This window comes from Paenibacillus tyrphae, from assembly GCF_024158745.1.
Lineage (GTDB): Bacteria > Bacillota > Bacilli > Paenibacillales > NBRC-103111 > Paenibacillus_G > Paenibacillus_G tyrfis_A.
Genome location: NZ_JAMZAW010000013.1, coordinates 57,059 through 81,370, shown reverse-complemented (window position 1 = coordinate 81,370; position 24,312 = coordinate 57,059). Strand labels below are relative to the sequence as shown.

General features: G+C 55.2%; 16 protein-coding genes and 2 riboswitches. Of the genes, 12 read left to right on the top strand and 4 right to left on the bottom strand.

Features of this window, described 5'->3' with window-relative positions:
• Positions 1 to 116 precede the first annotated feature (116 nt).
• Positions 117 to 1,316 carry an FAD/NAD(P)-binding oxidoreductase gene (locus tag NI000_RS20100; RefSeq protein WP_253413229.1) on the top strand — a complete coding sequence of 400 codons (1,200 nt, stop codon included), beginning with the start codon at positions 117 to 119 and terminating at the stop codon, positions 1,314 to 1,316.
• A 53-nt stretch (positions 1,317 to 1,369) separates the two neighbouring features.
• A complete protein-coding gene (locus NI000_RS20095) occupies positions 1,370 to 2,815 on the top strand; it encodes an MBL fold metallo-hydrolase (protein ID WP_253413228.1) in 1,446 nt (481 codons plus the stop codon).
• 80 nt (positions 2,816 to 2,895) lie between these two features.
• Here NI000_RS20095 and NI000_RS20090 read toward each other — a convergent pair whose 3' ends face one another.
• From NI000_RS20090 to NI000_RS20075, 4 genes are all read right to left on the bottom strand, one after another.
• The gene (locus NI000_RS20090; protein WP_253413227.1) at positions 2,896 to 4,305 is read right to left on the bottom strand and encodes a hypothetical protein; all 1,410 of its coding nucleotides are present in this window, start codon (positions 4,303 to 4,305) and stop codon (positions 2,896 to 2,898) included.
• A 176-nt stretch (positions 4,306 to 4,481) separates the two neighbouring features.
• Positions 4,482 to 5,279 carry a transglutaminase-like domain-containing protein gene (locus NI000_RS20085; RefSeq protein ID WP_253413226.1) on the bottom strand — a complete coding sequence of 266 codons (798 nt, stop codon included), beginning with the start codon at positions 5,277 to 5,279 and terminating at the stop codon, positions 4,482 to 4,484.
• A gap of 14 nt (positions 5,280 to 5,293) precedes the next feature.
• Positions 5,294 to 5,382: riboswitch (cyclic di-GMP riboswitch) on the bottom strand.
• A 42-nt stretch (positions 5,383 to 5,424) separates the two neighbouring features.
• A complete protein-coding gene (locus tag NI000_RS20080) occupies positions 5,425 to 6,117 on the bottom strand; it encodes a class D sortase (RefSeq protein ID WP_253413225.1) in 693 nt (230 codons plus the stop codon).
• A gap of 85 nt (positions 6,118 to 6,202) precedes the next feature.
• Positions 6,203 to 10,504 (bottom strand): SpaA isopeptide-forming pilin-related protein, encoded by a 4,302-nt coding sequence (locus tag NI000_RS20075; protein WP_253413224.1) that lies wholly within the window; start codon positions 10,502 to 10,504, stop codon positions 6,203 to 6,205.
• A 56-nt stretch (positions 10,505 to 10,560) separates the two neighbouring features.
• Positions 10,561 to 10,644: riboswitch (cyclic di-GMP riboswitch) on the bottom strand.
• 303 nt (positions 10,645 to 10,947) lie between these two features.
• On the opposite strand from NI000_RS20075, the gene NI000_RS20070 reads away from it, so the two are divergent.
• From NI000_RS20070 to NI000_RS20025, 10 genes are all read left to right on the top strand, one after another.
• The gene (locus tag NI000_RS20070; RefSeq protein WP_253413223.1) at positions 10,948 to 12,126 is read left to right on the top strand and encodes an ROK family transcriptional regulator; all 1,179 of its coding nucleotides are present in this window, start codon (positions 10,948 to 10,950) and stop codon (positions 12,124 to 12,126) included.
• Positions 12,127 to 12,202: 76 nt separating this feature from the next.
• The gene (locus tag NI000_RS20065) at positions 12,203 to 13,300 is read left to right on the top strand and encodes an extracellular solute-binding protein (protein WP_054975191.1); all 1,098 of its coding nucleotides are present in this window, start codon (positions 12,203 to 12,205) and stop codon (positions 13,298 to 13,300) included.
• A 57-nt stretch (positions 13,301 to 13,357) separates the two neighbouring features.
• Complete coding sequence (locus NI000_RS20060) at positions 13,358 to 14,437, top strand: ABC transporter ATP-binding protein (protein WP_253413222.1); 1,080 nt, start codon at positions 13,358 to 13,360, stop codon at positions 14,435 to 14,437.
• Positions 14,438 to 14,452: 15 nt separating this feature from the next.
• Positions 14,453 to 16,168, top strand: coding sequence for an ABC transporter permease (locus tag NI000_RS20055; protein WP_253413221.1), 1,716 nt, complete (start codon positions 14,453 to 14,455; stop codon positions 16,166 to 16,168).
• A 287-nt stretch (positions 16,169 to 16,455) separates the two neighbouring features.
• Positions 16,456 to 19,005 carry an NEW3 domain-containing protein gene (locus tag NI000_RS20050; RefSeq protein WP_253413220.1) on the top strand — a complete coding sequence of 850 codons (2,550 nt, stop codon included), beginning with the start codon at positions 16,456 to 16,458 and terminating at the stop codon, positions 19,003 to 19,005.
• A gap of 90 nt (positions 19,006 to 19,095) precedes the next feature.
• On the top strand, positions 19,096 to 19,860 hold the full coding sequence (locus NI000_RS20045; RefSeq protein ID WP_010498454.1) for a creatininase family protein: 765 nt from the start codon (positions 19,096 to 19,098) through the stop codon (positions 19,858 to 19,860).
• Between the two features lie 4 nt (positions 19,861 to 19,864).
• Positions 19,865 to 21,373 carry an argininosuccinate lyase gene (argH, locus tag NI000_RS20040; protein WP_253413219.1) on the top strand — a complete coding sequence of 503 codons (1,509 nt, stop codon included), beginning with the start codon at positions 19,865 to 19,867 and terminating at the stop codon, positions 21,371 to 21,373.
• A complete protein-coding gene (locus NI000_RS20035; protein WP_253413218.1) occupies positions 21,373 to 22,374 on the top strand; it encodes an N-acetylglucosamine kinase in 1,002 nt (333 codons plus the stop codon). Before argH ends, NI000_RS20035 begins: the two co-directional genes overlap by 1 nt.
• A gap of 238 nt (positions 22,375 to 22,612) precedes the next feature.
• Entirely contained in the window at positions 22,613 to 23,362 is a 750-nt protein-coding gene (locus NI000_RS20030) for a PIG-L deacetylase family protein (RefSeq protein ID WP_253413217.1), read from the top strand.
• 149 nt (positions 23,363 to 23,511) lie between these two features.
• The gene (locus NI000_RS20025; protein ID WP_025848336.1) at positions 23,512 to 24,282 is read left to right on the top strand and encodes an NUDIX domain-containing protein; all 771 of its coding nucleotides are present in this window, start codon (positions 23,512 to 23,514) and stop codon (positions 24,280 to 24,282) included.
• Positions 24,283 to 24,312: the final 30 nt, after the last annotated feature.

Sequence of the window (24,312 nt, the reverse complement as noted above, 5' to 3'; positions counted from 1 at the left end):
TTCCCCTATGGCGCAAGGAGCGGCACGGCAGTACACTGGCGTTGACGGAAATCGCACCGCAAGAACAGCATTCGGCATTCGAGGGGCAACCCTAACACGTAAGCGGGAGGATGATTATGACAGCTCCAGAGCATTATTCCGTTGTGATCGCAGGGGGCGGAACCGCCGGGATTTCCGTGGCGGCGCGCTTAGTCCGGGCTTCCCGGGCGCTCAGGGGACGAATCGCGCTGATCGATCCGGCGGCGAAGCATTATTACCAGCCTCTGTGGACCTTGGTCGGCGCAGGCGCGGCGAAGAAGGAAGAGACGGAGCGGGACATGGCCTCGCTCATCCCCGAGGGTGTCGACTGGATTCAGGAGGCGGTCGTGTCGTTTGCCCCGGAGGACAACCGGCTGCTGACGCAGCCGGGAAGAGCCGTCAGCTATGATTGCCTCGTGGTGGCGGCAGGGCTGGAAATCGACTGGGGGCGGATCAAAGGCTTGAAGGAAGCCTTGGGCCTTGACGGCGTATGCAGCAACTACGCGTATGAGACGGTAAATAGCACGTGGGACGCGATCCGGAATTTTCAAGGCGGAACCGCAATCTTCACACATCCGAATACGCCGGTCAAATGCGGCGGCGCACCGCAAAAAATCATGTACTTGGCGGACGACTATTTCCGCAAATCGGGGGTTCGCGACCGCTCGAACGTTATATTCGCCTCGGCTAAGGACGTCATCTTCGACGTTCCTAAATACGCGCGCACGCTGGAGCAAGTCATCCGGCGGAAAAAGATCGAGACGAAGTACCGGACTCATCTGATCGAGCTGCGTCCGGGGGCCAAGCAAGCGGTGTTCGAGCATCTGGGCACGAAGGAGCAGGAAGTCCTCTCCTATGACATGATTCACGTTACGCCGCCGATGCAAGCGCCGGCGTTCATCCGCGAAAGTCCGCTCGCCGACAAGGGAGGCTGGGTCGACGTCGATCCTTCCACTTTGCGGCACAAAGCGTACCCGAATGTGTTCGGCCTGGGGGATTGCTCGAATTTGCCGACGTCCAAAACCGGTGCTGCCATCCGCAAGCAGGCTCCGGTCGTCGAGCGGAACGTGCTGGCGTTTCTGCAAGGCGATCCGCTGACCGCGAGCTATGACGGCTACACGTCCTGCCCGCTGGTTACCGGGTACAACCGGCTGGTGCTGGCCGAGTTCGATTATAACCTGACGCCGCAGGAGACGTTCCCATTCGATCAATCGAAGGAGCGGCTCAGCATGTACTTGCTGAAGAAAAATCTGCTGCCCGTCATGTACTGGAACGGCATGCTAAAAGGACGGATGTAACGCGACGAATCAAAGGCGATTGGCAATAAGAGCATTTTAGAGGGGGAAGAAATATGCTGCTGCGGTATTTTTACGATGAAAAACTGGCTCATGCCTCTTATCTGGTCGGCTGCCAACGGACGGGCGAAGCGATCGTGATTGACCCCGGCCGCCATCCGGCGCCTTACTTGCGAACCGCCGAAGCGGAAGGGTTGCGCATTGTTGCCGCTACGGAAACCCATATTCATGCGGACTTCGTCTCGGGGGCCCGCGAGCTTGGTGTCGCGCATGGCGCAAAGCTGTATCTGTCGGACGAGGGCGGCGACGATTGGCGTTACCGGTACGCGGAAGAGGCAGAGTGCCGGCTTGTAAAGCACGGGGACCGGTTTGCGGTCGGCAACCTGTCGTTCGAGGTTCTGCACACGCCGGGCCATACGCCGGAGAGCATCTCGCTGCTGCTGACCGATCTCGGCGGGGGCGCCGACGAACCGATGGGCATTTTCACGGGGGACTTCGTCTTTGTGGGCGATGTCGGCAGGCCGGACCTGCTGGAAAAAGCGGCCGGACTTCGCGGCACGTCCGAGGCCGGAGCCCGGGCGATGTTCCGCTCTCTCCAGCAATTCAAGCGGCTGCCGGATTACCTGCAGGTGTGGCCGGCGCACGGGGCAGGCAGCGCGTGCGGCAAGTCGCTCGGAGCGGTGCCGTCCTCTACCGTCGGCTACGAGAAGCGGTTCAACCCGGCGCTGTCTTATACGGATGAGGAGGCATTCGTTCAGGCGCTGCTTGACGGCCAGCCCGAACCGCCGCGCTATTTTGCCGTAATGAAGCAGGTGAACCGGAAGGGACCGGAGCTGCTGAGCCGCCTTGCGGCGGTGGCGGAATTGGCGTCGCTGGAAGCGTTAACCGCCTTGCGTGAGGCGGGCGCAGCGGTGATCGATGCCCGTTCTGCCCAGGAGTTCGCCAAAGGACATTTGGAAGGGACGATCAATATTCCGTATAACAAATCGTTCCCGAACTGGGCCGGCTGGCTGGTCGATTACGAGCGTCCGCTGGCGGTATTGGCGAAGCCGGACCAATGGCCGGACATCTTGACCGCGCTCCGATCCATCGGCATCGACAACGTGGCCGGCTATATGGATGCGGGCAAGCTTCGCGCAGACGGTGCCTCGCGTCTGGAGTCGTATGCTGAAGCGACCCCGTCCGAGATGGCCGGAAAAGTGGAAGCGGGGGACGTGCATCTGGTGGATGTGCGGAGTTTGAGCGAATGGCAGGAAGGGCGCATTCCCGGGGCGCAGCATCTCATGCTGGGCACCTTGCCCGGCCGCTTGAGCGAAATTCCGCGGGATAAGCCGGTCTTGCTGCAATGCCGTTCGGGTGCGCGCTCGGCCATCGCTGCAAGCGTGCTGCAGGCCGGCGGGATCAAAGAGGTGATTAACTTGAGCGGCGGGTATATCCGCTGGCGGGAAGAGGGACTGCCGCACGAAGACGGCGCGAAGCCGCAGGCAGCCGGGAACAAATAAAGCGTATAAAACAGGGAAGGGGCATGGCGGGGCTGCGAAGCCCTCCATGTCCCTTCCTCTAAAGCGCGATTAGCGCACGTTTATTTATAGCCGCCGAGCAAATAGTTGTAGAACGGCTCATCGACCCAGAAGCGGTAAGACTCCACTTTGGCGTCGGGGCGGATCTTTTGCAGGCCGGATGCGATCTCTGCGGTTTTGTCCGACAAGGAGAACGTCTGCGCATAATAGTGGCCTTCGGTCAGCTTATTGTTCGAGATTTCCTTGTACGCGTCGATCGGGGTGAGCGAATAGTAGAGCGGCTGCCACCAGGAGCTGGCGATCAGACCTTTGGCGTCCTCGCTGTTCTTTTTGGCGTATTGGGAGATCACGTCCTGAAACTTCGCTTTTTGCTCCGCCGTATCGAATTCGAAGGCAATGTCATATTCCTTCGCATAGGCGATGTAGTTCCCGTTCTCGATCTGCACGACCTTGTAGCTGTCCGTTTGCTTCGGCTCGCCCCACTCCTTTAGGTAGACGAAGGCCGACGTTTTCGGCTCCAGCTGCACTTTGGCATTCAAACCCTCGCTGCGCAGCAGTCCGATCAACTGCACGGCATGCGTAATATCGTCGTGTCCGTAGGTGAGCGACAGCTTTGGATCAAAATTCGCGCTGTAGCGGGAATCCTTCAGATTGTAGCCGGTGATCAAGTTCTGCTTCAGCGCTTCGTCGACGACGGCTTGCAGCTCTTTCACCTGAATCAGATCCTGCGTTTGATACGCTTGGTACAGCTTGGCGAAAATATCCACGTCGGCCACGGAGCCGATCGTGTGCTTGTAAGCGCCTTTGAACGACAGGACGCTGCCGAGCAGATCGGCGGCAAAATCGCCGGATGCCGCGTCACCGAGTCCGAACGAGCTGTGCCATGCGGCAGGGAGCAGGCCCGTGTCCACGGCCGCCGCCAGCTCCTGCGCCGCTTGCAGCGACAATTTCGGATTACCGGGATAGTCGATGCCGAGCTTGCGCAGCGCCGGTTTGATTTTCGCTTCGGGGTATGTATAGGCGAGCTCCTTCAAATCTGCGGCTTTCAGCGCGATGTAGACCGCTGCATCTTCCGTGAGGGGAGCTGCCGCCTGCAGCGTTCCGCCCGACAAAACGCCCTTCTCGGCCAAAGTCTGAGCGGCCGCATACGCAGGGTCCTCGGGCTTCAGATCGTTAAACCGGTTCTCCCTGGCAGAGGTGCCGCCGAGCTTCAGCGCCTTCGCCACGTCCTGGATAAATTCGCCCTTCGTAGGCGCAGCCGGCAGCTCGATTTTGTACTGGTTCTGCAAAAAGGCTTTGTAGGCCGCCGCAGAGGGAGACGACACTACCGAAGAAGACGATGCTGCAGGAGCGGTGGCCGCTTCCGCGCGAACCTCGGTACCGCCGTACAGTCCGGAGAAGAGCAGAGCCGCCGATAAGCTGACGGCTGCGAGCGGGAATAACGTTTTCTTTTTGTTAACGGAACGATGCATGGCGAAAAGCCTCCTCAAGCAAAGTTGTAAATTCCAATAGAAAAACTTGTATTTGGATCATACCTCCTCGGGTTGCCTCTGTCAATATCGGTTTACAAAATGAAAAATGAAAAACCGTATTCTAGCGAATACGGTTTGCGTTCGTAATAGCGTTCAATTTTGTTCTTAATAACGAACTAATAGACCTGAGTAATCGTGTAATCCGCCGCATTTTTGATCATCGGGGTATCCTCGCCGTTTTGCACGCGGACTGCGTCGTACGTCGTGTCGATCGTGACCCATTGCCCATTTAAGAAAACTTGATTCCACGCATGGTACGTCGTCGGAGCCGAGGCTTCATATCCCATAATCAAGCGGGTCGGGATATTTTGACTTCTGGCCATCGCCGCGAACAATGCCGCGTAATCGTAGCAAATTCCTTTCGACGAATCGTAAATGGCATCCAGATTAGGAATATAATCGGGTTTGACCGATTGAGCTTTCTCGTAATCGTACTGGATGTTTTGCGTGATGTAAGCATAAATTGCGGCCGTTTTTTCCATATCCGTCATGGCGGCGTTCGTCAGCTTGTTCATCTGGACGACGGCTTTCGTATTGCTGTTCCAGTTAATGAGCGGAATCGACTGGACAAAAACCGCATTTTCGTTATCCAATTTCAGCTCGATGCTTTCTTTCGAAACGACTTTATATTTATTATCGCTCATTAACTGCGCGATTAGGACGCTGTACGTGCCATTGCCTCGCTGCAATGGATAGTGCACCCCGTTCGTCAGGGTATAGTCGTAGTTATCATTGCCCTTCGAGATTCGAACAATCGTCTTGGTATCGGTATTTTGCGTATAATTTACCGCGATGAGACCTTTATCCAGAGCGGTTCGGTCGATTTGGTAGTTTTCGGTCGCGGCATATGTTCCTTTTGGTGCTGCCAGCAGCAAAGTTGTGATGAATGTCATCGCCAAAAGCTTTTTGAACATAAAAAAGCTCTCCTTTCGGTAACTGGCTGCCATCTTAGTTACCACTAAGGAAGGCCCTGTAGCTTTGCGTCCCCAACTTTCGTTAGGTTTGCCTTTATCGGTTGAAAGCACCGAAAATATTTTTTTATGATTCTAGCATACCATATTATTGTTTCTCTATCAATTTCCCTTTCAGAATGAGACGGTGTGTCGGGTTTTCCATAGGATGACAGGTGATTAGCGTAATTTCCTTGTCTTTGCCGTTGCCTTTCAACACCCAGACGTCCTCGGGGAGAACGTATTGTTTCTCGTGGACCTCATACCGGTACTGCTGTTTTCCCGTATCGACTTCGACGATATCTCCTTTGTCGACCTCATCCAGCCGGTTAAAGTTTTTCCCGTACGTGAAGTTGCGATGTCCGGCAATGGCATAATTCCCTACGGCGCCGGCTTTTCCGGTACCTGCGATGCTCGCGACGGAAAGCTTCAGATTGTTCACGGTTGCGTCCGTTATAATCGGCAGCTTCAGTTTAATCTTCTCGATGGTCAAAATTCCCTCGATGGGTTTTCCCTGCAAAGGGTCCGGGTCAGCATTCGAAGGCTGCGGCTGATTGTCCGCAGGCGTTTCGACTGCAGGAGCGGGATCGGGAGTAACGACTGCCGATACAGGAACGGGATTGAGCGTATTCTGCTTTGGAACTGCGGTTTCGGTCGCTTGATCGATATGCTTCAAGGTTTCCGTCCACTGGTTCATCATTTGCTGCTGCCGGTAGATCTCATAGCGATCCATGATCGCAGGGTAGAGAAAAATCGCGATTCCCAGAAAAATACACAGGATCGGCAGCGTTCTTTTGATCATCCGAGCTCCCTCCTTAGTCCTAGCAAGCGGCCTAACGCGCGCCGGAAGAGGCGCGCGTTAGGATGAGTTTATTAAGAGAAGCCGCCTAGGTGTTCTTCATAAATTTACGACGCAGCATAAATCCAAGAACGATCAAGGCAGCACCAGCCAGTTGGATGTAAACAGGGCTGGATTCTCCCGTTTTCGGCAGTGTTTCTTTTTTGGTTTTGTCGCTCGGCGGGTTGCCCAGCGGCACTTCCCGATTCACAAGATCGATCGTTTCGTTACCGTCCGGTTTTTCCGGATTTTTCGGAAGTTCCGGCGGGGTCGTTTTATCCCCATTTTGCGGCCGGTCAACCGTCGGCGGGCCTAGCGGCACCTTGGTATTGCTATCGATCGTTTCCTGGTCGTTCGGTTTATTTCCGTCCGGTTGAGCTCCCCCGGGTGCCGGATTATTCGGCGTTGTTGTCGATGTGTTTGTCGTCGGCGTTGATGGTGTTGTCGGCGATGTAGAACCCGACGAACCTGACGAATCCGAAGAATCCGACGAAGACGACGATGATTTCGCGTTAGTTACCGTTAACGAATAGCCTTCCGCGGTTACAATCGAAACCGGATGCTCCTTGGAATCGAGCACATAGCCGCTTGGAGCCGCCGTTTCCTTCACTACATAGTCTCCTGCGGGCAGCTTATCGAATACGACCCTTCCGCTCGCGTCCGTCGTTTTCGTGCCAATCAGCTTCAAGCTTGCGTCTTTCTTCTCATACAGCTCGAAGATCGCGCCGCTGAGCAGCAGATTGTTTTGCGCCGAATCTACCTTTTTCACCGTCAAGGAACCTTGAGTGACCGGCGGTATCGGAGGCTTCGGTGTGCTGGTCTTTTCGTTTGTGACTGTCAGATTAACGTTGTCTGCGGTTTGAATCGAAACCGGATGCTCCTTGGAATCGAGCACATAGCCGGTCGGAGCCGCCGTTTCCTTCAATACATAGTCTCCGGCAGGCAGCTTATCGAATACGACCGTTCCGCTCGCATCCGTCGTCTTGGTGCCGACCAGCGTCAAGCTGGAGCCTTTTTTCTCATACAGCTCGAAGGTCGCGCCGCTGAGCAGCAGGTCCGTTTGCGTCGAATCTACCTTTTTCACCGTCAGCGAGCCTTGAATGACCGGCGGTTTCGGTGTGGCCTTATCGTTCGTGACGGTGAGCTTAACGTTATCCGCGGTCACAATCGAGACCGGATGCTCTTTGGTATCAAGCACATAGCCGTCTGGAGCCGCTGTTTCCTTCACGATGTAGTCTCCTACAGGAAGCTTATCGAAAGAAACCGTTCCGCTCGCATCCGTTGTTTTCGTGCCGATCAGCGTCAAGCTGGCGCCTTTCTTCTCATACAGCTCGAAGGTCGCGCCGCCGAGCAGCAGATTGTTTTGCGCCGAGTCTACCTTTTTCACCGTCAGCGAGCCTTTGATTACCGGAGGTGTAGCAGACTTGGTGTTGGCGACGGTTAATTGAAAGCCGTCTGCGCTATTAATCGAGACCGGATACTCTTTGGAATCGAGCACATAGCCGTCCGGAGCCGCCGTTTCCTTCACGAAGTAATCCCCGGCGAGCAATTTCTTGAATAATGCCGTCCCGCTTGCATCGGTTGTCAGCGTACCGATATGCACCTTATCCGAGCCGGATTTCCGGTACAGCTCGAAGGTTGCTCCGCCAAGACGGGTCTTATTGTCCGCTGCGTCCACTTTCACGACGGTCAGCGAGCCTCTGACCCCGCCGATCGTACCGGAGCCGCTGCTGACTCCAACGATGATGCTGGTGGATGTATCCTTGGTTACCTTAATTTCATTCGTGCCTGTAAATTCGATTTTGTTGGAGACCTTATCCTGATCTTTCGCAACGATTAAAGATTGATATTCCAAAATCGCTGCGGTAGACAGTGTTTTCAGGAAGCTTAATTCGAAGCTCTGCTTCCCGTCGTCGTCCGTCTTGAGTACCAGCGAATAATCTACGTCCTTGACCAGTTCGGCTCCCTTGGAGACCGTACCGCCCGCGTCTACTTTGGTCGTAAACAATTTGAACGTGCCTGGCAGCAGAAGCTGGTTCTCGGACGGCGTATCGACGATTTTGGCATTGGTTACCGTGGATTGTCCGCGGTTAATGAGAATCGTCCAATTGATTTTGTCGCCGTTTTGTGTGCCCTTCTTGTTCAAGTATTCGCCGCCGTTAGGAATGTTGACGGAAGCCGTCAAATTTTTCGATACCGGCGTTGTTCCATCGAATACGTTTGCCGTGTTGTTTACTTTATTGTCAATCAGCTTTCCTTCAAGACTTGTCTTAAAGACAATGTAGTACGGAGCCGAAATAGGCTTCAAGAAAGTTACGGTCAACTTGTTGTCCTTGCCGACCGTATAGTTGTAATACGTGCTGTCGACAACGGTCCCCTGCGACGGATTGCCGTTGGCTGCGATGTTCATGTTGTATACGGCAAGCGAATTGTCGATCAGCTTCTGGCCGGACTCGAGCGTATCTTGAACGACCGCCCCGGCAAGCGTCTTGCCGTTATAGTTCACGCCGACCGTCCACGTAATTTGTTTCAGGGTAGCGTCATAGGTACCGTTCTTAAATCCGTTGTTTTTCACTTCGATTCTTGGATCGAACGTGGCGGTTACTGTCTTCGTCTGCGCCTTGGAGTTGCCGTCGACCCATGCGACCGAAGCGTTGTTCAGGAAATTCGTCGCGTTGTTGCTGAGCCAATCCATGTTGAACTCAGTGCTGTAAGTAATCGTCACCTGTCCGTACAACGCTCGATTAAAAGTAATTTTAAAGCCTTGCTCGGCCGGTACGGAAGCGTCCACGGTGTAATCCGCCGCGTCCATCGGCTTGTTCCCTTCCTTAACGGTCAGAGATCCCGGAATGAGACGCATCCCTTTGTTAGGGAAGCTATCCGTCACGACCACGTTGGTCATCGGCTCGCTGTCCTTGTTTAGCGTAATGCTCCAGGCTGCCGTTTTGGCTTGGTAGTCCACCGGCCCGACGCCCTTGGTAATAATCACCTGGTTGATGTCGCGTGTAGCCGTATCGCTGTCTCCGCTCCCGGAAGTTACCTTATTCGTTATCTTAGCCCAGTCGATCACGCGATGATTAGCTTTGGTTTGGTACTTAATTTTGTAAGCGGACGAGATGTCCTGCAGGAACTGCAGTTTAAAACCGTTGCTTCCGGTCGCAGTCTCCGGGGTCACCTTGTAGCTTGCTGCAGGCAGCTCAGCTCCGAGGATCTCGCTTCCCTTCGAGTCGATCGTCACTTGATAGACATGGAGGGAGCCCGCCACCAAATCCTGCGTATCGTTGAACAAATCCGTCAAGAAAGCGTTGTCCTGGGCGATCGTCTTCTCGTTGTAATTGTACTTGATCTCCCAGTCGATCGTTTGCGTGTTCGAATCGTATTTCGTCGACGTTTTGTCCAGCGCCGTGCCGCGCTGCACCGTGACGGTGGCCTCGGCGCTGACCGGCGGCTTGTTGCTTCCTTCAAATGTCGCCTTGTTCACGAATGAAGTTTGGTCCTCATTGGTCACCGGCGTTGTGTACTGTATGCGGTATGCCGTTCGAATAGGACTTTCATTAAAGCTGAGCTTCAGGACGTTGCCCGCCGTGCTCATGCTGTACTTGCTGCCGTCCAGCGGCGCACCCTGAACGATGCTGCCGTTCAACTGTACGTTGAGCTCGTATACGGCGACGGTGACCGGAGCGCCCAGCCCGGCTGGAATCGGATCGGTCACGACCGCGTTCTGGACAGCGGCCAGCTCTTTGTTCACATCTACCGTCCAATCGATGCTTTTCGCATTGTAGCCTTTCGGCACGCCGCTTTTCCCGATGGTCGAAGTCACGTTCGGCTTAAAGTGCAGCGTAAAGACCTGCTCGCCGCCTTTCACCGGAATTTTAATAATCTGCGTTGTGCTGCCATTAATCACCTGCATATCGAACACCGTCTGGAAAGTCAAAGTCCCTTTGACATCCGCCAGGTTCTCGATCGCCTCCAAGGTCATGACAACCTCGTGGCTGTCTTTGTAGACCTTGAATTTCCCTATCGCTTCGCCGCCTGAGATAAGCGGTTGATCAGGGATATCGTTGTAAAGCTTGAATTGCTCCGGCAGCTTGAACGTGTACGTATCTCCGTTCTTGTAACCGTGGCCGTTAGGCAGGGACCAAGTGTAGTCCAATTTCACCTTCGAGCCCGGCTCGTAAACGTCATCCGTCACCACGTTACCGGACTTGTCGTACACTGCCATCGTTACGCTATCGATAATGCTGCTGGAAATCGGGGCTGCGTTGACTTGCGGCGATAAGCCGAATGCATACAGCCACTGCATCATGATCAATAGAGCAACGAGCAGCGTATTGATCTTTTTCTTTGCCATTACCTCTATACCACCTCCATCAGTTTTTGTTGGAACGGCAAAAAACACCCTCCAACTGAAGGGTGGTCCGGTTGCACTACTAGCTCCGTCGAATCCAAGTGCCCAGATACAGATCCGATATCATCGCTTACCATGTGTTTAATAATAATGGATAATGTCTGGGATTTCTGTGTTGTTCTACACCAAATTTCGAAAATTTTTATAAATTTTTTTTTGGAACGCTTTAATGGCTAAGTTAGCGGGGGAGGGGGGGCACCAAAATCCGTAAAACCGCACGGGGAGTGATAAAAATCGGTTTCTACGACGGATTTCGGAGTGACGAAAAGATGTAGAAATTTGTAGAAATTTGTAGTTGACAATTTGTAAGCGAATACAATAAAATGATGACAAGAAAACTTTGTTAGTCATCTTAACTAACTTAATCGGAGAGGGGGGACAGCATATTGATTGGCAGAGGCCAAACGGGAAACGCCAAGCTGGTGAAGCACATTAACCGCGAAGGCATTCTTCATCAATTGAGAGAGAACCCCCGGGTATCGAGAGCCGATTTGGCGAAATTAACGGAGCTCAGCCGTCCATGCGTATCGGCCTTGGTGGACGAGATGATCGTGGAAGGCTTGATCAGTGAAGTCGGGTTCGGAGAATCGAAGGGCGGCAGGAAGCCCATCCTTCTGGAATATAACTTTCAAGCTTACGGCGTCATCGGCGCGGTATTCGAAGGCAGTACCCTGCAGCTGGCCATCGCCAACCTGAAGGGAGAGCTGCTGGTTCAGCGAACGACGTGCCTGCCGCATCCGATGAACGGAGAGACGGCCATTCAGAGCATCGAGCAAGGGCTTGCGGCGCTGCTGAATGAAAGCGGATTCGATAAAGCGCGGCTGCTTGGCATGGGGCTCGGCTTGCCGGGGATAACCCAGCGAAGCGAAGGTACGGTCAGCTACGCCCCCAGTACGGGGTGGATGGGGCTGCCCGTGCGGAAGGAGATCGAAGCGGCCTTGGGGCTGCCTGTGGTCATCGAGAATGATGTTAACTTGATGACGCTCGGTGAATTTCACAAGGGCATCGGCGTCGGGCATTCCAATCTCGTGTATATGTATGCGGGAACAGGGATCGGCGCCGGCATTATGATCGACGGGCAATTATACCGCGGAGCCAAAGAGGCGAGCGGGGAAATCGGTTATATGGTGATCGGTCCGGTTGGGAATCAGACCAAGGGAGAATACGGCGTATTCGAGCGCAACTATTCCGTACGGGCTATTCGCGAGAAGGCCAAAGCCGTCCTCCCTTCGATGGACGAGGAATCAAGCATCGTCAAGCAAATCGTCGGTCAAGCAAAAAGCGGGGTCGAAGCGGCGCAGACGCTTCTCGACGACATCTGCCGGCACTGGACCTACGGCATCGCCAATCTAACGAGCGTGATGGACCCAGCGCTTCTGATCCTCAGCGGAGAAATGCTGCATATCGGGGACGAAGGGGTTCATAAAATACAACAATGGTTAACCGATTGGGTTCCTTCCGTTCCCCGAATCGAGATGGCTTCGCTCGGCGATCAGGCGGGACTTATCGGGGCCATTCATTGCGCGCTGGAAGCTTTTCCGTCCACTTCCAAACTGCAGCGGTAAGCGGCTTTCGCTTCCGATGCCGTTTGGTTCAAGTGAAGACGCTTACAATTTTGCACAAAGTACAGGAGGTCAAAACATGACAAAGAAAAAAGCAACGACTTGGTTAACGGGGGCTGTGCTCAGCATGGCGATGCTGACGGTTACGGCCTGCGGAGGAAGCGCTTCCGACGGTGGTCAAAAGCCGGGAGACAAGTCATCCGACGCCTCGAAGCCTGGCGAGAAGCAGAAGCTGGTCATTTATACGGCCAGGGACAAAAACGTCGTCGAAGAAATTATCCCTAAATTCAAAGAGCAAAACCCGGGGATGGACGTCGAGGTTCTTACCATGGGGGCGCAGCAGGTGCTGGAGCGTGTACGTGGGGAGAAGGCGAACCCGCAGGCCGATTTCTGGTGGGGCGGCACGCAATCGGCGCTGATGACGGCAGCGAACGAAGGGCTGCTCGAAAGCGTCAAACCGAGCTTCGCCGACAAAATCCCGGCGATGTACAAAGACAGCCAGGATCGCTGGTACGGCGAAATGCTGCTGCCGGAAGTCATCATGTACAACTCCAAAGCGCTGAAAAAAGAAGACGCTCCCAAAGATTGGGACGACCTGCTCGATGCCAAGTATAAAGGCAAAATCATCATCCGCGGTGTACTCGCTTCCGGAACGATGAGAACGATTTATTCTTCCCTGATTTACCGTCAAGACGCGAACGATCCGAAGAAAGGGTACGACTGGCTGAAAAAGCTTGACGCCAATACGAAGGAATACGCCCAAGATCCGACCAACCTGTACCTGAAGCTGGCGCGCGAGGAAGGCACGCTGTCGCTGTGGAACCTGCAGGATATTATGATCCAGAAGGAGCTGCAAAAGCAGCCGTTCGACTTCATTTACCCTGCAAGCGGAGCGCCGATTCTGGTCGATGGCGTCGGGGTGGTCAAAGGCGCGAAAAACATGGAAGCGGCGAAGAAATTTTACGAATTCCTCTTCGATTCCAAGCTGCGCGTCGAGCTGGCGGAGAAGCTGTACCAAATTCCGACGCGTACGGACATCAACAAAGACACGCTTCCGGCATGGTTGAAAGGGCTGGAACTGAAACCGCTTAATATCGATTGGGCCGTCATGGCGCAAAAAGAGAAAGAATGGATGCAGCATTGGGATGAGAACATTAAAGGGAAAGGTTCCAAATAATGCATTCGGGCGGAGGAGCTCCTCCGCCTGATCATTTTACCAAAGGAGGAAACCTGCTTGATAGAGGTCATACTGGATCACGTAAGCAAACAATTCGGAAACGTCAAGGGAGTTACAGATGTCAATATTCGGATTCAACCGGGCGAGTTCTTCACCTTTCTCGGGCCGAGCGGCTGCGGCAAAACGACGACGCTGCGGATGATCGCAGGGTTTTATTATCCGAGCGAGGGCCGCATCGTATTCGGCGATCAAGATGTCACGAACCTTCCCCCCAACAAAAGAAACACGGGAATGGTGTTCCAAAACTATGCTTTGTTTCCGCACATGACGGTGTTTGAGAATATCGCATTCGGTCTGCAAGTAAGAAAGGTTCCGAAATCCGAAATCGTTCAGCGCGTCGAACGCGCACAGAAGCAGGTTCACTTGGAAGGCTACGGCAACCGCCGTATCGATCAATTGTCCGGCGGCCAGCAGCAGCGGGTTGCCTTGGCTCGCGCGCTGGTCATCGAGCCGCAAATTTTGCTCTTGGATGAGCCGTTATCGAACCTTGATGCGAAGCTCAGAGAAGAAACGAGAATCGAAATTAAGAGACTTCAGCTGGAGCTGGGAATTACGACGATCTACGTCACGCACGATCAAGCCGAGGCGATGGCGATGTCCGACCGGATTATGGTCATGCAGGGCGGGGTTGTCCAGCAGATCGGAAGTCCAGAAGAAATATATAACCGTCCGGTCAACCGGTTTGTCGCTTCCTTTATTGGAGAGTCCAATCTGTGGGAAGGAACCGTGGAACGGGTTGAGGGCGGCGAAGCGGTCGTACGTTTCGCTCCGGGCCTCAGCCTGCGAGGCTTGACCGCCAACGCTGCGCCGGACTGCAAGCTGGAAGCGGGCAAGAGCCTGACGATGTCCATCCGTCCGGAAGCGGTCCGTGAAGCGCTGCAAGGCGAGCAGCAGGACAATGTGGTCAAAGGAAACGTAGTCATTTCTGAATTTACGGGAGTCAGCGTGAACTATGTATCGCAAGTGGCGGGCGAGCAATTGAAAGCGATGTTCGTCAATCAAGGGCACCGGGTGCGCGGACGCGGGGAAGAGATTTCCCTGGTCATTCCAAAAGAAAGCATCTATTTCTTGGGATAGCGAGGGGATGAATCTATGAGATCTAAACCGGGAACAAGTTCATCCAAGCTGGGCTCCTTCACGCACTCGCCTTATTTCGTCTACGTCTTGGTAGCGCCATTGTTTTTGGTGCTCCTGGCTTATGTCGTGTACCCGTTGTTCCAGACGTTCGTGCAAAGTATCCAGGTAGAGGATCAGATGTCGCTGAAAAACTACGCCAAGTTTTTCAGCCTGGAGCATACGTCCAACCTGGAGGCGCTCTGGACCAGCATTTATATTTCCGTCTTAAGCGTCATCACCTGCGCGATCGCCGGCGTCGCCATGGCGTTCCTGCTGGAGCGTTACGAGTTCCCCGGCCGGAAAATTTTGGCCGTCCTCGTGCTCGTGCCGATGGCTCTGCCGCCTCTTGTCGGCGTGCTGTCGTTTACGTTCCTGTACGGTGAAAGCGGCATTATCCCAAGGGCGCTCAAAGCGCTGCTTCATCTCGATCAGGTGCCGTTTTCCTTGAAAGGCATCTGGGGCGTGCTCGTGGTGCATACGTTCACGATGTACACCTACTTTTACATGACGGCCTCCTCGGCGATCCGCGGTCTCGATCCGTCGCTGGAAGAGGCGGCAGCGAGTCTCGGTGCAGGACGGCTCTATATATGGCGGCGCGTCATTCTGCCGATGCTGACGCCGGCGCTGGTCGCTTCTTCGCTGCTCGTCTTCATGATCGCGATGGCTTCGTATACGGCCCCGCTGATCTTCGGGATCGAGCGGACGATGACGATGCAGATTTATTTGTCGCGGACGAACGGCAATCTGGATATGGCTGCGGCGCAGTCCACGATCCTGTCCGTCGTGTCCATTCTGTTCCTGCTCGTGATGCGCTGGTATCAAGGGCTGCGCAATTACCAGAACATGAGCAAAGGCGTCAGCGTGCACCGCACGGAAGTGAAAAGCGCCGTAGGCAAATATATCGCGATGATTCTGTCGATTATCGGCGTCATCATCCTGCTGCTGCCGATTCTCGTGCTGGTCTTGATCTCGTTCTCGACGGACGGCACGTGGACGACGCAGATTCTTCCTCCGGAATATACGGCGAAGCACTATGTGAAGCTGTTTACGGACAGCAAAACGTGGCGGCCGATTGCGAACAGCTTCCAGATGAGCTTCGTGGCGACGATCGGCAACATTATATTCGGCGTGGCGGCCGCCTATGCGATGGTCCGCTTGAAATTTAAAGGCAAAACGCTGCTGGACGTGCTGATCATGCTGCCGTGGGCGCTGCCGGGAACGGTCGTCGCGGTCAACCTGATCGCCGCCTTCAGCGAGCCGACCGTATTCAGCTTCAATCAGGTGCTGATCGGCAGCTTCTGGATATTACCTTTGGCGTATTTTGTCCGCCATTTGCCGCTTGTGTTCCGCTCCACGTCGGCGACGCTGGTTCAGATGGACGCTTCGGTCGAGGAGGCGGCGCGCAACCTGGGCGCCACCTGGTGGTACAGCTTCAGGCGGGTCGTCTTTCCGATGGCGCTGAGCGGGATACTTGCGGGTACGCTGCTGGCGTTCGTGCAGGGTATCGGGGAATTCGTTTCCTCCATTCTGCTCTTCACCGCGAAAAGTACGCCGCTTTCCGTGGAAATTTTCCAGCGGATGTATTCGTTTGAATTCGGTACGGCGTGCGCATACGGCGTGCTGCAAATTACGTTGATCATCATCGTGCTGTTCGTTTCGCGCAAAATGACGGGCGACAGCACGGCCGTGTAAATGACGGTCATCTCGTGGGGAACATCTGAAAGTTCGGTGAATTATGAAGCGGAGGGAGCGGAATCGTTCTGGAGAAGCGCAAGCGGTCGCCTTTGTCCCCGGATACTCACCACTTAATGGGTTAAATAATCAAAGAATCCGGGGACAACAGCCGATCGGAAGAATGATCCGCTCACGCAGCGTCTATGATTCACCGGACTTCAAAGTTCATCATCCACGTTATGATATACAGCGGGGAAATGGCCATTTCCGGCTGAGGAACATTCCACCATCAGAGGAGGAGTTAGATGATCAAGGGTAAGTCGACCTCAAAGTTTTGTTCCATTGTCATGAGTGCCGTACTGGCGGGCGGCATGCTGCTGCCTGCTCAAGCTCAGCCCGCATATGCGGACCGGGGCGTCGTCGACTTGTGGAAGTCGATTAAACCGCTGACCACGATTGCCAGCGCGATGAACACAGGGGCTCACCCGGACGATGAACACAGCGCGACCTTGGCGTATCTTTCCTTGGGGAGAGGGGTTAACACCTCCAGCGTTATTGCTGTCCGGGGAGAAGGGGGACAGAACGAAATCGGGAGCGAGCTGGGGCAAGCCCTCGGCATCATTCGGACTCGGGAGCTGCAAGAAGCGTCCAAAATCACCAATGTAACGTTGGGCATGCTGGGCGAGCAGTTGGACGATCCGATCTACGATTTCGGCTTTTCCAAGAGCGTAGAGGAAACGCTGGAGAAATGGGGCGACTCGGTCGCTTACGAACGATTGATTCGGAAAATTCGCGAGCTGCGTCCGGATGTGATCATTCCTTCGTTTTTGAATGAAGCTTCCACGCACGGGCATCACAGAACGATCAACGTCCTTACCGTTCGGGCGTTCAAAGATGCCGCGAATCCGGATATTTTCCCTGAACATCTGAAACAAGGGCTTCAGCCTTGGCAGATCAAGAAGCTGTATCTGCCTGCCAATTCCAAGGATTACACCGTGAACGCGCCGATCGGGGATTACAACGAAATCTATGGGGCGTCTTATCTCCAGCTCGGGGAAGAATCCCGCTTCATGCACAAGAGCCAGGGCATGGGGAAAGTATATGACGAAGGTCCCGTACAAGGCGATTTGTTCAGCAATTACTACAAGCTGGATCTGAGCACGGTGAAATCGGCGGACAAAGAAAAAGACTTCTTCGACGGCATCGCCTTCACCTTCGAGGATTTGGCGAAAGAAATCGACGCGAAGGGCAAAGACAACAAGATCGTCAAGCATCTGCGCGATCTGCAAAAGGATGCGGATGAAGTCGTTGCCGCTTACCCGAGCTTTGCCAAGGTGCTGAAGGAAGTCCATGAAATGAAAGCGGACGTCCAGACGGCGCTGGCCGACGTCAAAGCATCCGGTTTGGAGGCGGCAACCAAGGAGGATCTGCTCCACCGTCTTCATGTCAAAGAAGAGCAGTTGAATAAAGCGAGCATGGAATCGGCGTCCGTCGTAGCGAAGGTCAAGCCGGCTACAAACGAGCTGGTTGCCGGTCAGACGACGAAGGTCACTGTGTCGGCTTTCAACGGCGGTTCCGTAAAATTGAACAAAATCAACCTGAGCTTGAACGTGCCCGCAGGCTGGACGGCAAAGCCGGCCGGAGCGACCAGCTTCGATCAATTAGGCTACAACGAGACGGCATCGGCCACCTTCGAGGTAACGATTCCGGCGGACGCACCGCTGTTCAAGCCTTACGATCCTTCGGTATTCAACGCGAAGGTCGAATACCAGGCGTACGATACGGCAACGACGCTGAAGGTCACGCCGCAGAACGCCGTAGCCGTGCTGCCTCCGTATTCGATGTCGCTTAGCCCGAGCGCAACAATTTTGAATACGCTCAAATCGCAAGAACCGGTTCCGGTGAAGGTCACCGTGCGCAACTATACGCCAGGCGCTTCCAAAGCGACGGTGTCGCTGAACGTGCCGGAAGGTTGGACAGCGGAGCCGGCAGCTGAAGAGCTGAGCTTTGCGACGAAAGGCGAAACGAAGTCCGTGGCGTTCACGGTCAAAGCCGCTTCGAACGTCGTACCGGGTAAATTCACCGTGACGGCCGTCGCGAAGAACGGCGATGTGCAGAGCACGCAGGGCGCGCAGGTCATCGAGTATCCGCATATCGGCAAGACGTACATGGTGCAGCCTGCCGAGCTCAAAATCCAGGCCTTCGACCTGAAGGTTCCGGACAAATTGAAGGTAGGCTACGTCTCCAGCGGCTTCGACAACATCGATCAATACTTGCGTCAAGTGGGCGTCGATGTCGTGAAGCTGGAAGCGAAGGATATCCAATACGGGGATCTTTCCCAATATGACACGATCGTGCTGGGCATTCGCGCTTACGCGTTCCGTCCGGAATTGATTCCGAGCAACCAGCGCTTGCTGAGCTACGTTCAAAATGGCGGCAATCTCGTCGTCCAATATCATAAGCCGGAAGACAAATGGTCGCCGGAGCTTGCTCCGTACCCGATCAAAATCGGCGCTCCGCTCATCCAGTGGCGCGTAACGGATGAGAATTCCAAAGTCACGATGCTGGCCCCGGATCATCCGATGTTCAATTCGCCGAACAAGATTACGGACCAGGATTGGAACAACTGGATTCAAGACCGCTCCGCTTACAATCCGTCGGAATGGGGCAAGGAGTATACGGCGCTCATCTCGAACGGGGACCCGGGCGAGAAGGAGTTCACCGGCACATTCCTCACGGCGCATTACGGCAAAGGGGTATATACTTACAGCTCGTTAGTGTGGTACCGCGAGATTCCGGCTTTGGTTCCGGGCTCGATCCGCATGTTTGTGAATATGATTAGTCAAAAGCAGTAATTGCGTCGCGCAAGCAAACATTACAGCAGTGGGCGGGGACCCTTCGGGGTCCTCCCCCATACGATGAAGAAGCGGAGGTTTAAGGAGCATATGAATGTAATCGGAGTTCACGGGCGGGAGATCGGTCAAGTGACGGAGCGTGCGCAATTCGCCGTCGTCCCTCTGGGTTCGGTGGAATACCACGGTCCGCATTCCCCACTCGGGACCGATACGATCTTGGCGGACGGCTTCGCCGAACGGATCGATGCCTCGCTGCATCCTTTGATCTATCCGACGGTACCGTACTCGGCCTGCCCGGGCAAAACGCAGCATTATCCCGGAACGATATCCGTCCGGCCCTCGATTTTTATCGACTATCTTACCGATGTGGTCGAAGGGATCTGCCGGTTCGGCATCCGCAATATCGTGCTGCTGAACGCCCACGACGCCAATATGGGGCCGTCCCGGACCGTCGCGGAAGCGGTGACCGGCAGCTACCCCGACGCCAGCTTTCTGCTGATCAACTGGTGGCAGATGGCGACCGTCGATTTTACGCAGCGGTTGGGGCTGTTCCAAGGGATGGCGGGAAGAGGGCACGGCGGTCCATACGAGATGTCGGCCGTGAAGGCGTTTCGCCCGGAAATGGTGATCGTGCAGGAATCGGACTTGGAATTAGATTCATGTCCTCCTTTATCTCCTTTGCCATATGTATTGGTGGAAGGAACCCCCCAAGGCTGGGACGGATATACAGGCCGGATCCGGCAGTGCTCCTTGGAGGCGGGACAGAGTATCGTAGAAGAAGCAAGCCGCAATATGAACTTGCTCATTAAAGAATGGCTGGATATGAGAACAGGAAAGAATGGGGAGGCCAAGTAACGCTATGGGATATCGCGAACAATGGATGGAGACCGAAGGGACGACGTTTCCCGGCAAAACGTATACAGAGGTTGTGCTGGAACCGGCTTTTAACGAAGCCAAGACTCATTTACTGGGCCCGATGATGGCCATCAATAAGGCTCATTTGATCATGCTGGAGAAGCAAAAGCTGGTGACGACGGGCGAAGCGAAGCAGATCGCCAAAGCGATCCGCTCGATCGACCCGGAGGAGCTCCGCCAAGCGAGCTACACGGGGCAGTTCGAGGATTTGTTCTTCCAGGTCGAGCATCAAATGCTGGAGCATGCGGGCGATATCGCCGGCAATTTGCATCTGGCACGGAGCCGCAATGACATGGGCATTTCCATCTACCGGATGGTGCTGCGGGAGAAGCTGATCGTGACGCTGACCTCCGCGTTGAAGCTCAATGAACAGCTGCTGCTGTTCGCCAGAGACCACGCCGATACGCTGATGATCGGCTACACGCATACGCAGCAGGCTCAGCCGACGACGCTTGCGCATTATTTTATGGCGGTCGTCGATTCGCTGAACCGGGATATTCGCCGGATCATGGCGGCGTACGCGAACTGCAACCGGAGCAGTATGGGGGCGGCGGCGCTGACGACGTCGGGCTTTGCAATCAGCCGGGAGCACATGATGGAGCTGCTTGCCTTCGACGAGCTGATCGACAATTCGTACGACGCGATCGGCGGGGCCGATTACTTGGGCGAGGTGGCGACAGCCGTGCAATTGGCGGCGATCAACCTGGGCCGGGTCGTGCAAGACATGCTGCTGTGGTGCACGCAGGAGTTCGGCGCGCTGAAGGTGGCGGCTCCGTACGTGCAGATCAGCTCGATCATGCCGCAGAAGCGCAATCCCGTCTCGTTTGAGCACATGCGCGCCTTGCTGTCGAGCTGCGTAGGCAATACGAACACGGTGCTGTCGATGATTCACAATACGCCGTTCGGCGACATTGTGGACACCGAGGACGATATGCAGCCTTATGCATGGAGAAGCCTCGACATCATGGACAAAATGTACCGTTTGTTCGCCGCCGTCGTCGGTACGATGGAAGTGAACAAAGAGGTGCTGCGCGAGCGGACGAAGGGAAGCTTCGCCACGGTGACGGAGCTGGCGGACACGCTCGTGCGGACGGACGGCTTGTCGTTCAGAAAAGCCCATCATATCGTCAGCGACGTCGTGAAGCTGTCCCTGGCGCAAGGCCTGGCGGCTAACGAAATTACGCTGTCCATCGTCAATGAAAGCGCACGCCGCCACATCGGGCGGGATACGTCGCTTACCGAAGAAACGCTGCGCCAGGCGCTCGATCCCGTGCATTTTGTGGAAATCCGCTCGCTGCCGGGAGGACCGAGTCCGAAGGAAATCAACCGCATGGTCGACCTCCGAATGGTTCAGCATCAAGCCCATCTGAATTGGCTGGGGCAAGCGCAGGGCAAAATTCAGCGGGCGATGGAGCATCTGGACCAAGTCATGACGGAGTGGAGTGGTTCCTGATGGGCAAACGCAGCATCCCTCTGCTGGCGATTGACGGCGGAGGGACCAAATGCCGTGTCGTCTTCATGGACCGGCAGGGCAACGTACTCGGGCAAGGAAAAGGCGGTTCGTCCAATTACCAGGGCATCGGGAAAGACGGTGTGATTCGCGAACTGGTGTTTGGAATCGAAGAGGCGATCGCGGACTTGCGTCACAAGGACGATAGCGGCCAGCCGCAGGCGGAGATCGAGGTGGAATGCGCCGTGTTCGCCCTTGCAGGGCTGGATACGGAATACGACCGGCGCGTGATTACCGGGCTGGTGCAGGAGGTGCTGGAGCAGCTGCCGATCCGGGTCCAGCATCTGATCGTAGAGAACGACGGCTACGCCGCATTGCTCGGCGCAACGGGCGGCCAGCCGGGGATTCTGGCCATTGCCGGCACGGGCTCCATTATCTTCGGGATCAACGAGCAGGGTCAGACGGCCAGAGCCGGAGGCTGGGGCCACCGCGTCGGTGACGAAGGCAGCGGCTATTGGATCGGCAAGCAGGCGGTCATGGCGATTCTCAAGGCTTATGACGGCAGAGAGGCGGGCACCCGGCTTGGCGACTGGGTGCTGCCGCATTTGGGCATGGACCAGGAAGAAGACTTGTTCAACTGGATGTACGGCCCGGACTACTCCGTCGAGAAATTGAGCGAGCTGTCCCGCGTGGTCGGCCAGGCGGCTTCGGCCGGGGATCGGGAAGCGCAGCAGATTCTTGAGGCGGCCGCTCACGAGCTGTTCATCGGCGTCGCTGCGGTGGTACGGCACTTGTCGTTCCTAGACAAACCGTTTACAATGATACTGCAGGGCGGCGTGCTGCAGAACGAAGGGCACGTCCGGGAGCTGCTGATGAACAAGATCAAAGCGTACGCTCCGCAGGTTCAATTGGACGAGGCGAGGAAGGAGCCGATTTACGGCGTAACGGCCATGGGGCTGTCTTATTTGCAAACGAAGACGTCTACAGAGGCGTCAGAGTGTTGAGAAAGTGGGCTTTTGCAAAAAATAGAGATGCAAACGGAGGTGGGGTATCCACTGGAGAAGCGATAGCGGCCGCCTTTGTCTTCGGGAAATGTCCGCTAATAAGCGGCTTCCAATCAAATTTCCCGAAGACAAGAGTGGTCGGAAGTGGATACCCCACCCCATCGTAACCTCTATTACCTCAATTGACCACTTTTTCAACAAGCTCACTACGATACGAACAACAGGGGGCTGAAGGGGAATGAAGAAAAGATGGTTATTCGTTTTCGCCCATCCCGACGACGAATCCTTTGCAGCCGGAGGGACGATCGCCAAGCTTAGCGGCACGGGCCACGAGGTTGTTCTGGCGTGCGCCACATCGGGATGCAAAGGAAAATCCGGCGAGTTTCAATTCGCCACCCGTGAAGAGCTGGCCCGGCACCGGGAAGAGGAGTTGCGTGGCGCGTGCTCCGTGCTCGGCGTTGCCGAGCTGATTCTGTACCGTTACCGGGACGGCGAATTAAAGTCGATCGATCCGGAAGCGTTGGCGGAGCGGATTCGCTCGACTATTGTGGAGCTGAAGCCGGATGCGGTCCTTACGTTCCCGCCGGACGGGGTAACGGGGCATCCCGATCATATCGCGATTTCCGAAGCGACGGAGAAGGCGGTTATGTTGGCGGAAGCAGAGTATCCGGAGGGGCGGCGGCCATCTTTTTATTACACCTCGATTCCTCATTATTACGATCACTGCAAGGACTCGGGGCCGAAGGATACGTGCCCGATTACGGCGCGGGTCGATATCAGCGACTATCGTCTGCACAAGGGACGGGCTTTGCAGGCTTACCGGAGCCAGGTTTACTCGGTGAATCGTGCCTATCCCGGCGTGATGGAAGACGACTTCACGGTGATCCGAAACTATGAATATTACACCTTGGTTCGCGCCAACGGCCAGCACGTTCAAGACATGACGAAGACGGCTTTGAGTGAGCTGCCGACGATGGATTTGACCTGACGGATCGCGATAAATCGAATAAGCGAATTTCCGATTTGGTTCCTGCCGTTCCTTTGTGAGCGGCAGTTTTTTTTGTTCGGTCTTGACAAATGATTCAAAAATGTCATAATGATATTATCGAAACAGAAAATAAAAGGAGGAGCCGCGGCATGACTATGGAAAACGGTTCGAACTATACGGCAAGCAAATACCGGACGCCGGACGGGGCGCCGGCGGATATCGTCATCTTCACCATTACGTCCGAGCCGCAGCCGACGGCGACGAAATCGCTGCCGAAGCGGGAGCTGCAGGTGCTGCTCATCAAGCGGAAGGTATGGCCGTACGAAGGCATGTGGGCGCTGCCCGGAGGCTTCTCCCGGGAGACGGAGTCGATGTACGAGACCGCGAGGCGCGAGCTGCAGGAGGAGACCGGCGTGGACGGCGTTCACATGGAATATTTCAACGTCTACAGCGATCCGGGCCGGGACCCAAGGGGATGGATTATCTCCCATGCTTTTTTCGCGCTGGTTCATGAGAAATATTTGGCCGCGCGGGCCGCTGCCGACGATGCGGCGGAGGTGGCGCTGTTCCCGGTGTCCGAGGCGCTGACCCGGCTGGAGCTGGCCTTCGACCACAAGCGGATTCTCTCGGATGCGCTGGAGCGGGTCAGGCAGAGCATGCTGGTCACCCCGATTGCCGGAGAATTTCTGCCGGACGAATTCACGCTTGGCGAGCTGTATCAGGTCATCCGGACGGTGGTGCCGGACTTCGAGGAAGCGAATTTTATCCGCAAAATGAAGTCGACCCAGAGCCGCAGCGGAGTATTGGAGGAGATTCGCGACGCGAACGGGGAACCGAAGAAATCGAATCGCTACTCGCAGCGCGCCGCACAGTTGTACCGTTTTACCGGCAATCTGCCGAAGCTGTCGTTGTACAGCTAATTTTTTTAGATTCTAATATAGTCGTTTTGA

Excerpts from the sequence above, each read along its gene's own strand:
- NI000_RS20100 (WP_253413229.1), top strand. The coding sequence starts at position 117 with ATGACAGCTCCAGAGCATTATTCCGTTGTGATCGCAGGGGGCGGAACC.
- NI000_RS20095 (WP_253413228.1), top strand. The coding sequence starts at position 1,370 with ATGCTGCTGCGGTATTTTTACGATGAAAAACTGGCTCATGCCTCTTAT.
- NI000_RS20090 (WP_253413227.1), bottom strand. The coding sequence starts at position 4,305 with ATGCATCGTTCCGTTAACAAAAAGAAAACGTTATTCCCGCTCGCAGCC.
- NI000_RS20085 (WP_253413226.1), bottom strand. The coding sequence starts at position 5,279 with ATGTTCAAAAAGCTTTTGGCGATGACATTCATCACAACTTTGCTGCTG.
- NI000_RS20080 (WP_253413225.1), bottom strand. The coding sequence starts at position 6,117 with ATGATCAAAAGAACGCTGCCGATCCTGTGTATTTTTCTGGGAATCGCG.
- NI000_RS20075 (WP_253413224.1), bottom strand. The coding sequence starts at position 10,504 with ATGGCAAAGAAAAAGATCAATACGCTGCTCGTTGCTCTATTGATCATG.
- NI000_RS20065 (WP_054975191.1), top strand. The coding sequence starts at position 12,203 with ATGACAAAGAAAAAAGCAACGACTTGGTTAACGGGGGCTGTGCTCAGC.
- NI000_RS20055 (WP_253413221.1), top strand. The coding sequence starts at position 14,453 with ATGAGATCTAAACCGGGAACAAGTTCATCCAAGCTGGGCTCCTTCACG.
- NI000_RS20050 (WP_253413220.1), top strand. The coding sequence starts at position 16,456 with ATGATCAAGGGTAAGTCGACCTCAAAGTTTTGTTCCATTGTCATGAGT.
- NI000_RS20045 (WP_010498454.1), top strand. The coding sequence starts at position 19,096 with ATGAATGTAATCGGAGTTCACGGGCGGGAGATCGGTCAAGTGACGGAG.
- argH (WP_253413219.1), top strand. The coding sequence starts at position 19,865 with ATGGGATATCGCGAACAATGGATGGAGACCGAAGGGACGACGTTTCCC.
- NI000_RS20035 (WP_253413218.1), top strand. The coding sequence starts at position 21,373 with ATGGGCAAACGCAGCATCCCTCTGCTGGCGATTGACGGCGGAGGGACC.
- NI000_RS20030 (WP_253413217.1), top strand. The coding sequence starts at position 22,613 with ATGAAGAAAAGATGGTTATTCGTTTTCGCCCATCCCGACGACGAATCC.
- NI000_RS20025 (WP_025848336.1), top strand. The coding sequence starts at position 23,512 with ATGACTATGGAAAACGGTTCGAACTATACGGCAAGCAAATACCGGACG.